This is a genomic window from Cytobacillus sp. C11.1 (assembly GCF_058145115.1).
On the sequence record NZ_CM176935.1, the window covers coordinates 3,472,896 to 3,485,458 of the forward strand.

Consider the following 12,563-nt stretch of genomic DNA (forward strand, 5'->3'; position numbering starts at 1 on the left):
AGTGCTTTTATTGAAAAAGTTCATGGAAAATGAAACGTTTTAAATCTCTATTTCGTAAAAATTAGTGTGAATACAGATAATAAAGGGGAGTCAGGCATTAGATCTTTGCGACTTACAAGTAAAACTGAATCCTTCGGAAGCAGGGAAGTTAATTATTAATGCCATCGTCAATGGGGAATTATATCTGGCACATTAATTGATGATTTTATCGAGTGTGTTAAAAAAGCGCTATATTGCCATCGTATAGAATAAAAGCATTTCTTTTCCATGTTAGCTTACTCTGCTTTATAATTATGGATACTGCAGGAGTTTTGCAGATACAAAGTGGGTACTAATAAGAGTACAAACGTACTAATAATGGAGGCAACGAACTTTGTTTATCGCTATTCTGTTTTTCATGCTTATGTCATTCTTCCTCTCGGGAAGTGAAACAGCATTAACAGCCGTTAACAAAATGAAATTAAAATCAAAAGCAGAGAACGGTGATAAGAAATCACAAAAGCTATTAAAACTTGTTTCAAAGCCAGATGAATTAATCACGGCTATTTTGATTGGCAATAATATCGCAAATATTATGCTGCCAACCCTTGTAACTATCATTGCCATTGAATATGGATTCAATGTGGGAGTAGCAACCGGTATCCTTACCGTTGCGCTCATTATTTTTGCAGAAGTTCTTCCTAAATCGATTGCCGCAACATTTGCTGATAAAATTGCGTATCTGGTTTTTCCAGTTATAAAGCTATTATTAGTAATTTTTAAGCCTTTAACTTGGCTGCTGTCCAAGTTTACAAGAGCCATTATTAAATTATTATCTAAAAATGCACCTGAATCTGTCTCTGTATCAAAAGAAGAGCTTATTACAATGGTTGATATTGCGACCAGTGAAGGAACCTTTCATGAGGAAGAAACGCAGAGGATAAAAGGGGTTATTGATTTTTACAATCTCGATGTCCGCGATGCTCTTAAAACACCGAGAATGGAAATTGAAGGTATTCCTTATGATGCAACAATTGAAGAAGCCAAGGACATTGTCATGGATAATCGGTTTACAAGATATCCTGTTTACAAAGAAAACATGGATAATATTGTAGGTGTTTTCCATTCTAAGCTTCTGCTTGCCTGGTCCACTCAGCCAGAGAAAACATTAAAAGACTTTACTCGATCTGGAACCCCTATTTGTATATGAATTCCACAGCATAGATAAAGTTTTCAAAATGATGATGAAAGAAAGAAAGCATCTCGCAATTGTTCTCGATGAATATGGCGGCACTAAAGGAATTATCACACATGAGGATATTCTTGAAGCGATGCTTGGGCAAGAATTTGAGGATGAAACGGATGAAGACAGTGAAATTCTTATTGAAGAATTAACAGATAACCATATTATTGTTCACGCAAAGCTCGCCATCCGCAGGATAAACGAAGTCTTTAAAACCAAAATTCCTGAGGATGAAGATATACTTGCAGGATTCCTTTTAAAAGAGATGGGCCATTTCCCTGAAGAAGGCGAAACATTTGAATACCATCATCTGCATTTTGAGATTAAATCCGTTGAAGAAAACAGACTGAAGCTTGTAGAAATTAAGAAAAAGACACCCCAGTAAATGTTAAGCATTATTTCCCCATAAGGAAGTAATGCTTTTTTTATAGGCTGTGTAATACCTTCAGCACCCTGGCAATTGGAACAGAGAGTGCGAACCGCATTTCATTGGTGGGATATTTATTCAATAATCCATAATCAAGGTCATGCGGGAGTGTGGATGAAAGGGCGCCCCCATAGGATAGTGCTTTAGGAGGATACTTGACCGTCAGTTGAAGGTTGAATGCCTCGAATGAAAATCATCAAACAATTTTCCAGAGTTTATTATAAAAAAGGTTATTATCGCAAAATATATAAGAGGAAAATTTTTTAATTAAAATAAAAATTTTCTGATAAAATAGGTCTTTTTTAGTATATAATAAACACATTAACAATTCATGGGGTGATTGAAGATGGACCAAAAGCCATATCATTATGATGGAAGCGTACAAATGAATTATGAAAAAAATGAAGAAACAAACACAAATATCCCTTTCGAAATGACAGATGAAATGAGAAAAAGTATCGGGCGCAATCCATACGCTCCCGAAGAACAGGCTTAAGAGAGACCCTTTTTGGGTCTTTTTTTGTGTCAAATTTTGATATATCTTCAAAAGGGACGCGTTTTCCTCGTTGGGAAGGATTTATATATATATCCTTTATAGGATTATTTTTCTTCTTATTGGGTAAAAAAAAGATGGTCTGAGCAAAAGAGTTGAATTTCATTTTTATTTCGAATATCATTATCTCGAATTAAGAATAAAAATGTTTCATACTGCAGATGAATACATACTTCATTTCTGATTCAAACTAAAATGTCAATTCAATATGGAAAGGTGAGATAATTATGGCTCAAGTATTGTATATTACAGCACACCCACATGATGATAAGATGTCATACAGTATGGCAGTAGGAAAAGCTTTTATTGATGCATATAAGGAAGCAAATCCAAATGATGAAGTTGTTCATGTGGACCTTTACAAAGAAAACATTCCGCAAATCGACGTTGACGTGTTCAGTGGATGGGGCAAGCTTCAAACCGGCAAAGGGTTTGAGGAACTTTCCGAAGATGAGAAATCAAAAGTTGGCCGTTTATCCGAGTTAAGTGAGCAATTTATTGCAGCTGATAAATATGTTTTTGTCACACCGCTTTGGAACTTCTCATTCCCTCCAGTGATGAAAGCTTATCTTGATTCTGTTGCTGTAGCTGGCAAAACATTTAAATACACAGCAGAAGGCCCAATTGGACTGCTTACTGACAAAAAAGCCCTTCACATTCAAGCGCGCGGCGGTATTTATTCTGAAGGCCCTGCAGCTGAAATGGAAATGGGACACCGTTACCTAAATATCTTAATGAGCTTCTTCGGTGTACCTTCTTTCGACGGCATCTTCGTAGAAGGACATAATGCAATGCCAGACAAAGCAGAAGAAATCAAAGCAAATGCGATTGCACGTGCAAAGGATATGGCTCAAACATTTTAATTGAAGGCTGTTTTCGGCTAAGTTTGTTGCTTACAAACTAGTTTTAATTACTGAGTTGATTGGAGTGGAAGGCACTTGACTCCTGCGGGAGAGAGGGAGCGGGAGACCCCGCAGGCGTGAAACGCCGAGGAGGCTCCCGTTCCTCCCGCGGAAAGCAAGTGACTGGAGCGGAAATCAACGGGCAAGCTTTATAGCCCAAATACAACAATCTATACGAAGAGCCTAATTGAAAAAGCAGCGGTGTTCCGCTGCTTTTTTATTTCCATACAATATTTTCGGTTTAAATTAGGCATTCCCATTAAGGCCTCTTGTCCCAATTGAATAGTATAATAAATATAGGACTTGGATAAGAAAGGGGGAGGCCTCATTAGGATTTCCGAATTCGATCCCAAAAGCTTGACTGATAAAGCTATTACAAGGCTTTTATACAACGGTATTCAGGATGACCTGCTGAAAGGAGATTGCATTTTTGTACCTGGAAGCAGTAAGGCAGCAGAGTACCGGCTCCCGGAGGCGATACGGCTTTACAAGGAGGGAAGGGCAGGCAAACTCCTTTTTTCTGGCGGTGTTACTTGGCCTGGAAATGATTTAACTGAAGAAGAACTTTTAAAAAATAAAGCGATCAGTTTGGGTGTACCGCAAGAAGATATTTTGATAGAGGGGATTTCACTTCATACAAAGGAAAATGTGCTTGCCTCCTTGCTGGTGCTTGATCGGGCATTTGGCCTGCAGCATATTACCCGTTTAATCATTGTGACTGCCCCTTTTCATATGCGCAGAATGCACCTAACAATGTTGACCTATATGCCAGAATGGATAAAGTATTCATTAGCTTGTGCCAACGACAGTTCGACAAGACCGGATAATTGGTTTCTAAATCCTTATGGAAGGAAAAGGGCAGAGGACGAAGCGAAGAAAATCATCCATTATGTGCAGCAACGTATACTTAAAGACATGGAAGTATAGAGAAGAAAAATCCCCGCCATTACATTAATGGCAGGGGATTATTAAAAGGTATTATAAATATTTTCACATTCTGCTCCAGTAGGCTCATAAAAACAATGTAGTTTAAACCTGCCAACCAACGGCTGATCATACCAGGTAGGCGGACATTCACCAGGAGGACGAAAATACCATAAAGCAAACTTTGAAGGCCAAATCCTTTCTCCTTTTACAGCCCTCCGTGCCAAGCGCTTCTCAACTTCTCTTGCCCTCTGGTAAAAATACCCTTTTTGCACAGCTTCAAAAGCATGAGGCTGATAGATCATCTGAGGGATGGTCCGCAGCCCTTTAAAATCTGAACAATTGGCTCTAATTCGGTTGATGCCTACATTTCCGACCATCAACATACCCTGTTGTCCTTCACCTTCTGCTTCAGCCCTTAACAAGCGCGCCAATAAATCAATGTCTGCTTCCCGAGCACTAACTACTGCCATTATCTCACCGCCGTCTCAAAAATTTGTTATAGGCTGATATATGTTATGCATCTAAAAGGGAAATGTTCAGAGACGGTTCTAATACGAGAATGAAAATAAAAACAAAAAGCTCCTGCAAACAAAATAGCAGGAGCTTTAACTTTAATTAGCATAGAAGTTTTCCGTATAATACGGCTGTGATTGTGAATTAAAAGCAACACCTACACCTAGGTATTCATAATCAGGCCGCAGGATATTTTTTCGGTGGCCCATAGAATTCATTAAACCTTCATGGGCAAAGACACTGCTAAATTGGCCGGATGCAAGATTTTCTCCTGCTACCATAAATGAAACCTCATCTGCTTGCATACGGTCGAAAGGGGATTGACCTTCCAAATTGGTATGGTCAAAATAATTATTCTCAGCCATATCAAGACTATGTTTACGTGCTGTTTCTCTAACATGGTCATCCCAGGTTAGAAAAGAAACACCATTATTAACTCTGTCAGCATTGGTCAAATCAAACAGCTGATATTCAAATCCTTCTTTTAGTGCATTACTAGGCTCTGTATAAAAAGACTTTTTCTGCATTTCTAGGTTTTCATCGATAATTTGTATTGAAGTGACAGTGTTGTCCCTGTGTTTATCGTAGAAAACTGTTATATAGTTTCCGCCGATATTAAATAAATCATAGTCCCTGTCTTGTTCAAGCTGATAAAGTACAAAACCTTTCCGCACTTTGTCCATAGGCTCTCCAAGTTGTTCGAGAACCGCAGCTTTAGGAGTTCCATAAGTAATTTCATTTGTTGAGGATATAAGGTCCTGATTAGTGTATAGGCCAGCAACTTTATTTTCTTTATCATAAGCAACCATGACAAAATTTTGATAGTTTTCATGGTAAGCGTGCCATTCAGTTCCATATTCATTTAGAGAAGAACGTTTGGTTGGACCTAGCTGACTTTCTACTTCCGTTTTTTTGTCTCCGATTTCAATATTATGAATGGAGAAAATCTGTTCATCGGGTGTTTTTAAAGCAGGTTTTTCAGCTTCAGCTTGGGGAGCTTTGTTTTCGCCACCCGCAATTTTCTCCATTTTTTGAGTCAGCTCACTTGCCAATAAATTCAATTCATTAATAAATTCATTTAGCGCTGCAGACACTTCAGGATTATCCTTGAAAGTCTGAATTTCTGTTTTTATATTATTGATGACATTATTCGTTTTTGAATTATCTGCCATTTTTTCTTCAGGCTGCGAAAAAGCGAAACCAAGAAATAACAGGATGAAAATAAATAAGAATTTCCTCAATCTCTCACCTTCCTTTCTGGCGTACCGTATGTCTTATCTACCAAAAGGTATACCCAATCATTATAAGTTTTAAAAATCACGATAGGCAAAAGATGCGTTCTTTCCTTTTTTTACTACCCTAAAAACGAATTCTAATAACCGAATTCAAAACCCGATTTCGCCAAATTTCGTTTTTAAAAGGAAAGTTTGGGTAACATAATATAAAAATGAAGAGAAGCTGAGCAGAGAAAAAGGGGGAAGAAAGTTGAAATTAACACCAGAACAAAGAATTGAGCTTCATGGCTTTAATAATTTGACCAAATCTTTAAGCTTTAATATGTATGATATTTGTTACACCAAAACGAGGGAAGAGCGTGAGGCATACATTGAATATATCGATGAAGAATATAGTGCGGAAAGATTGACGAAAATTTTAAAAGATGTTTCGGATATTATAGGAGCACATGTTTTAAATGTAGCCCAGCAGGATTATGTACCCCAGGGTGCAAGTGTAACAGTGCTCGTATCAGAAGGGCCAGTAGTAGAAGTGCCGGATGAATCCTACGATGAATCACCTGGGCCTCTGCCCGACAATGTCGTCATGCAGCTTGATAAAAGCCATATCACAGTTCATACTTATCCAGAGTACCACCCAGATGAAGGAATCAGTACTTTCAGGGCAGATATTGATGTGTCAACATGCGGAGAAATTTCCCCGCTGAAGGCCCTTAATTATCTGATCCATTCATTTGATACAGATATCATGACTATAGATTATCGAGTGAGAGGATTTACAAGGGACAAGGATGGGAAAAAGCTCTATATTGACCATGATATCAATTCTATTCAAAACTATATTCCTGATGATGCCAAGGAAGAATTCGACATGATCGATGTGAATATTTATCAGGCACATACGTTCCATACGAAATGTAAAATCCGTGACTTCGACTTAGATAATTATTTGTTTGGATACACGAAAGATAAACTTGCCCCGGAGGAAGCCGAGGAAATTACAGAACGGCTTACGACAGAAATGGACGAAATATTTTATGGGAAGAACATTAAACCAGGTTCTCTGGCAGATTAAGTAAGCAGCTCCTTGCACGGGGCTGCTTTTATTGTAATGATCCTTACATAACAATTCCTAAATTGGAAATCATAACAAATAATTATTTTTAGGGGGTACTTTAATGCCGGAAAACCATGTGAATATGACATCAGGTGAGATGGGTGTTCTCTGGACGGGCTATCAGAACGACAGTATGTCTTTGCAGCTGCTGAGCTACTTTCTAGAAACTGCAGAGGACTCTGAAATAAGACCTGTAATTGAGTTTGCCCACCGTTTATCTGAAGAGCATATCAAATTTCTCACCGACTTTTTTCAAAAAGAGGATTTTCCTGTACCGGTTGGATTCACCAGCAAGGATGCTAATTTGAAGGCACCTAAATTGTATACGGATGCTTTTATGCTTGAGTTTATTCTGCAAATGGCTAAATCAGGATTAGTAGCGTATGGGAGTTCACTCGCCATGGGTGCTCGGAAAGATATTAGAGGTTATTTTATAACATGTATTAATCAGACAATAGAACTTTTTGAGATGGCGACTGATATTTCTCTTGAAAAAGGCCTGTATTTAAGAAGGCCTTTTATGGAGCCGCCAGCAGAAACAGATATGATTGATAGTAAAAGCTATTTAAGCGGTTTGAATCCATTAAAAAAGCCTCGGCCATTAAATGCCATTGAAATAGCCCATCTATCCTTTAATGTTGAAACCAATATGGTTGGAACCATGTTATCGTTAAGTTTCGGCCAGGTAGCAAAGTCTAAGGAAATCATAAATTATATGGAACGGGGAAAGGATATATCCAAAAAACATGTGAAGGTTCTGAGTGCAACGTTACTTGATAATGATATTCAAGCCCCCAATGCACCAGATTATGCAATTAGCTCCAGTACTGAATCTCCATTTTCAGAGCGCTTGATGATGCAGCTAATGGCTTTTCTCAGCACACTCGGAACAGGGAATTACGCTGCTGCAGCTTCCGCCAGCCAAAGAAGCGACGTCATAATGAACTATGAAAGACTTTCGCTCGAAATTGCCCAATTTGCCAAAGACGGGGCAGATATCATGATCAAAAACAAATGGCTGGAGCAGCCGCCACAATCACCAAATAGAGACCAACTAGCGAACAAGCAAAACTAAAAACCGGAAAAAACCAGGACAAAATCTCCTGGTTTTTTAGACTCAACGGAAGAGGGAAGGGAGAAGGGCAAGCATACAATTTCATAGTGACCATAATTCCTGCCCTCTCCGCAATATTGTCTTCAAAAGAGCTTCACGGCTACTATTTTCGATGCAATCATCTCAATATCGTCTTCATAAAAGCTCCATGGCGACCATAAACGGTGCAGTCTTCTCAATATCGTCTTCATAAGAGCTCCATGGCGACCATTAACGGTGCAGTCTCCTCAATATCGTCTTCATAAGGGCTCTATGGCGACCATAAACGGTGCAGTCTCCTCAATATCGTCTTCATAAGGGCTCCATGGCGACCATAAACGGTGCAGTCTCCTCAAGATCGTCTTCATAAGTGCTCTATGGCGACTATAAACGGTGCAGTCTCCTCAATATCGTCTTCATAAGTACTCTATGGCGACCATTTTCAGTGCAAACTCCGCAATATCGTCTTCATAAAGGCTCTATGGCGACCATTTTCAGTGCAAACTCCGCAATATCGTCCTTCATAAGAGCTCTATGGCGACCATAATCAGTGCAAACTCCGCAATATCGTCTTCATAAGGGCTCCATGGCGACCATAATCAGTGCAAACTCCGCAATATCGTCTTCATAAGGGCTCCTTGGCAACCATAATCATTGCAAACTCCGCAATATCGTCTACATAAGTGCTCCATGACGACCATAATCAGTACAAACTCCGCAATATCGTCTTCATAAAGGCTCTATGGCGACCATTTTCAGTGCAATCATCACAATATTGTCTTCATAAGAGCTCCATGGCGACCATTAACGGTGCAGTCTCCTCAATATCGTCTTCATAAGTGCTCCATGGCGACCATTAACGGTGCAAACTCCGCAATATCCTCTTCATAAGAACTCTACGACGACAACAATAAGATCAATCGCCGCAATATCGCCTTAACAGAGCTCTAAGCCTTCTACTTCCCCATATTGTCTTCCTTACTTCCAAAATTCCCACCATTTTTTCGTCTGTTCCTGGGCCGCGGCGGCGTTTCGAAAGGAGACGATCATTTCCTGGAAGACATCTTCTCTTTGTTTGACTTCATGCCAGTATTGTTCGCGTTCTTTGTTGATGGTCTCGATGTAGATTTCCCTGTCTGTGTTTAAGGTTTCGATCAGCGAGCTGATTTCGGTGCTGGTTACCTCGGCAGAAGAGGAGATGTAATGAATCATGGTTTTGAATTCTTCGGAAGAGGCCTCCGAGGATTCAGCCAGCTTGTTTGTTAATTGATGAATTTGATCGGAAGTGCGTTTCGAACTCTTCGCAACCCTCTTGGAAAGGGTTCCGAACGCTTCGGAAGTGCCTTCCGAAGACTGCTGTATCTTGCCGGAAAGGTTTTCAATTTCGGACTTTGTTTTTTCTCCCGATTTATAAATAGAGTCTGAAAGGCTTTTAACGGTATGCAAGGATCCTTTTGAAATCTCTTTTTTCACTTCCTCTAAAACTTCCTTTCGAATTCCGTTGCGAATTTCATTTCTAACGTCAGTGATCAAGCTATCTTTAAAGTTTTCCATCATAGCAATGAACTGCTCAGCATCCATGGCTGAATTTTCATCAGTATGTACTCCGGTTTCCTGGTGCACTGGAGCCAAAGCGGTTTCGGATGTTTCGGAACCAGCTTCCGAAGTCAGGTCCATATGCTTCTGCATTAAATCGCGAATCATTTCCTTGCTCAAATTTTTATCACGCATTTGCTTTACTTTTTCAAGTAATGCTATTTCATGCTCTGTATAAAACCTGGCGCCTTGCTTCGACCTTGGTATCAAAAGTAGGCCATTTAAATCCTTTTCCCATTGTCTTAAAGTACCAGGCGGAACGTTCAATAATTTCGAGACCTCTTTAATTGTGTATGCTTTCATGTATTGTGTATCCATTTTACTCAGCCCTTTCATCTATTAGTAGTATTCTGAATCCTTCGGAAGTTGGTTCCGAAAATTAGCTTGTAAACGTATTCAGCACGAACGCCCCTATTTTCCTGCCACATGACAAAAGCTCTCAAAAGAAGACGTTATTCATCAGAAAAAAGCAAAACAGCCGATTTCTGACAAAAATAATGAGGATTTTGAGAAAGAGTCAGCTAATTTGTCATATTATCCAGGGTGTGGCACAATGTATCTTGGAGTTTAGTAAACTAATAAAGTACTAATCAAACTGCATGATTAAAAGGGAGTAGGTACATTGGGTAATAGGATAATTGCTGTATCTGTCGCAGCAGGGATTGGTTTGTCGCTGACTTTAGGAAGTGTACAGCTGGGGAAGGGCGAAGAATCAAGAGAAAATGAGATACACTATACAGCAGTTCCTCATGCCGAAGCAAAACATCTGCCGCAAATAAAAAAGGGAATGGAAGAATCCGTTCTTCTTGATGTCCCTTTGTTCAATCAAATGGATAGTCCCCGTTTATATAATGGGTGTGAAGTGACAAGTCTGGCTATGATTATGAAATATGAAGGCATAGATGTTACCAAGAATGATTTAGCAAATGAAATTAACCGGGTGCCGCTTCGATACAACAACGGTGGGTATGGAAGTCCCAATGAAGGTTTTGTCGGAAACATGGAGGATGGGCCAGGATTAGGTGTGTACCAAGGGCCAATTTTTGAACTCGCCAAGAAATATTTCCCTGACCGTGCGGAAAACCTGACTGGAAAGCCATTTAACGTGCTTCTTCAAAAAGTGGCAGACGGATCTCCTGTATGGATCATCACAACTGCGAGCATGTCACCAGCAGCTTCGTTCGAAATCTGGAATACTCCAGATGGTCCGGTAGATGTCACGTTTCAAATGCACAGTGTTGCAATCACTGGCTATGACGAAAATTATATATATGTAAACGATCCGTACGGTACAAAAAACAAAAAGGTACCTAAAGAGGCTTTTGTTAAGGCTTGGGAGCTGATGGGTTCACAGGCAGTTGTGATTAACTAGATTGCTAAGGTACCAAACAAAGGGACTGCCGACTTTTATCTGGCAGTCCCTTTGTTTAATTTGAAGTTTCCTGTTTCTTATTTCTAATCTTGTAAAATATCCATTTTAAAAAGGGTGGAACGACAAAAAAGATAAAGAATAATCGAAAAAGCTGGTATCCTGTAACAATCGCTAAATCGGCATGGATTTCATGAGCCATAATCGCCATCTGATCCATACCGCCTGGTGCCAGGCTTAAAAAACTGGTGGCAGGGGAGAAGTGGAAAAACCACATAACCAGCCTGCTCAGTAAAAGGGAACCGCCTATCAGAAGGAGGGCGCTTAATGCTGCGAGCGAAATGGTTCGCGATTTGTGCGGAAGTTTTTCCGGCTTCATCATCAGGCCAATATGAGTACCGATCAGCAGCTGTGAAAGGTCCAAAAACGCATGTGGCAATTCCGGTCCTTTCAAGCCGGCGATTACAAGAGCCGCTGTTCCCATAATTGGACCCAATAAATAAGGGGTGGGCAGGCGTAATCGCTTGCTTAATAATATGCCAATAAGAGAAACAAAGGCAAACAGGAAAATATTCGGAAATAACTCTGACCACAAGGGATCAGCAGCCTGCATAACTGTACCGGGCGATGTATCAAACCATGGCCCAAATATCAGGAAAGGCACGATAAAAATAATCATTGTAAGTCTCGCAACCTGCATAAAGGTTACAACCGTTATATTAATTCCCTTTACCTCTTCAGCCAGCAAAATCATCTGTGAAAGCCCTCCAGGAATGCTGCCGATCAAAACAGTTGGATAATCAATGCCTGATAATTTAGCGATCAAGAGGGCAGATAATGCACTGAAAAACACCATGCAAACCGTAACAAGCAAAATAAAAGGAAGCTTTTGCAGAATTAACAGCACAGCTTCCTTGGTGAAAGCAAGGCCAATACTATAACCAACAATCATAATGCCCGTATCACGCAGCTTTACAGGCCAATAAAAGGGAATGCTGCTCATCCGGCTGCCGATCATGACGGCAGTCATTGCTCCAAGCAGAAAAGCTACAGGAATATGCAGAAATGAAAAGATGAATGCTCCAATCAGCGCTGTTATAAAAGTAACTATCAAATTTTTCTTCACTAAAAAACCTTCTTTTATTTCGGAAATAGCTAAACATATTTTTAACATATATAAACATTGATTGAATTACAAGTTTTATACTGAAAGATTTATTCATACATATTATCAAGAGTGATTCTTTTAAAGGAGTTTAAAAGAAAGGGGGACTAACCATGCCGGAAAAATTAAGCCATTTTGTATTTATCCTTTCTTTTATTTGCCTGGGATTATTTTTACTGCTCGGATTTTCGCCACTTTATGATATTTACTTGGATAAAGTCGGGCAGCGTCCTTTTTCAGTTCTCCTCGTTCTTACAGTAAGCGTCTTTCTCCTCAGTGTATACGTCCTAAAAAAAGTGCAGAATTGGCAGTCAGGCTTCCATGTTCTTTTTTCGATTGGCATTACATTATTTCTTTCAGCCGTATTGGCGATTATTGTATTCTTTGGGAGACTGTTCAGCTGATAGAAAAAGCTTGCACCCATTTAGGGACAAGCTCTTGGAA

The 12,563-nt window shown here is 39.6% G+C and carries 11 protein-coding genes and 1 pseudogene; 8 read left to right on the plus strand and 4 right to left on the minus strand.

Annotated elements, in window-relative coordinates; all coding sequences use genetic code 11:
- Positions 1-373 precede the first annotated feature (373 nt).
- The 4 genes and pseudogenes from AC3ZVC_RS17225 to AC3ZVC_RS17240 all read left to right on the plus strand — a co-directional run bounded on the left by AC3ZVC_RS17225 (position 374) and on the right by AC3ZVC_RS17240 (position 4,031).
- Positions 374-1,607, plus strand: a pseudogene (locus AC3ZVC_RS17225) (hemolysin family protein).
- 388 nt (positions 1,608-1,995) lie between these two features.
- On the plus strand, positions 1,996-2,145 hold the full coding sequence (locus AC3ZVC_RS17230; protein ID WP_490064438.1) for a hypothetical protein: 150 nt from the start codon (positions 1,996-1,998) through the stop codon (positions 2,143-2,145).
- Between the two features lie 284 nt (positions 2,146-2,429).
- Positions 2,430-3,065, plus strand: a complete 636-nt coding sequence (locus AC3ZVC_RS17235) for an FMN-dependent NADH-azoreductase (RefSeq protein ID WP_490064439.1) — start codon at positions 2,430-2,432, stop codon at positions 3,063-3,065.
- Between the two features lie 396 nt (positions 3,066-3,461).
- Positions 3,462-4,031: a YdcF family protein gene (locus AC3ZVC_RS17240; RefSeq protein WP_490064440.1), complete on the plus strand. Its 570-nt coding sequence runs from the start codon at positions 3,462-3,464 to the stop codon at positions 4,029-4,031.
- 41 nt (positions 4,032-4,072) lie between these two features.
- On the opposite strand, the gene AC3ZVC_RS17245 is transcribed toward AC3ZVC_RS17240, so the two are convergent.
- Complete coding sequence (locus AC3ZVC_RS17245) at positions 4,073-4,501, minus strand: cell wall hydrolase (protein ID WP_490064441.1); 429 nt, start codon at positions 4,499-4,501, stop codon at positions 4,073-4,075.
- A gap of 141 nt (positions 4,502-4,642) precedes the next feature.
- Positions 4,643-5,785 (minus strand): CAP domain-containing protein, encoded by a 1,143-nt coding sequence (locus tag AC3ZVC_RS17250; protein WP_490064442.1) that lies wholly within the window; start codon positions 5,783-5,785, stop codon positions 4,643-4,645.
- 244 nt (positions 5,786-6,029) lie between these two features.
- Between AC3ZVC_RS17250 and speD the strand changes: the two genes are divergently transcribed.
- Positions 6,030-6,854, plus strand: coding sequence for an adenosylmethionine decarboxylase (gene speD / locus AC3ZVC_RS17255; protein WP_490064443.1), 825 nt, complete (start codon positions 6,030-6,032; stop codon positions 6,852-6,854).
- A 103-nt stretch (positions 6,855-6,957) separates the two neighbouring features.
- Positions 6,958-7,971: a DUF3231 family protein gene (locus tag AC3ZVC_RS17260; RefSeq protein ID WP_490064444.1), complete on the plus strand. Its 1,014-nt coding sequence runs from the start codon at positions 6,958-6,960 to the stop codon at positions 7,969-7,971.
- A 996-nt stretch (positions 7,972-8,967) separates the two neighbouring features.
- Here AC3ZVC_RS17260 and AC3ZVC_RS17265 read toward each other — a convergent pair.
- Positions 8,968-9,903, minus strand: coding sequence for a MerR family transcriptional regulator (locus AC3ZVC_RS17265; protein ID WP_490064445.1), 936 nt, complete (start codon positions 9,901-9,903; stop codon positions 8,968-8,970).
- Between the two features lie 304 nt (positions 9,904-10,207).
- On the opposite strand from AC3ZVC_RS17265, the gene AC3ZVC_RS17270 reads away from it, so the two are divergent.
- Complete coding sequence (locus AC3ZVC_RS17270; protein WP_490064446.1) at positions 10,208-10,957, plus strand: C39 family peptidase; 750 nt, start codon at positions 10,208-10,210, stop codon at positions 10,955-10,957.
- 55 nt (positions 10,958-11,012) lie between these two features.
- Here AC3ZVC_RS17270 and AC3ZVC_RS17275 read toward each other — a convergent pair whose 3' ends face one another.
- A complete protein-coding gene (locus AC3ZVC_RS17275) occupies positions 11,013-12,080 on the minus strand; it encodes an AbrB family transcriptional regulator (protein WP_490064447.1) in 1,068 nt (355 codons plus the stop codon).
- 152 nt (positions 12,081-12,232) lie between these two features.
- Here AC3ZVC_RS17275 and AC3ZVC_RS17280 point away from each other — a divergent pair, with 152 nt between their 5' ends.
- Complete coding sequence (locus tag AC3ZVC_RS17280; protein WP_490064448.1) at positions 12,233-12,523, plus strand: hypothetical protein; 291 nt, start codon at positions 12,233-12,235, stop codon at positions 12,521-12,523.
- Positions 12,524-12,563: the final 40 nt, after the last annotated feature.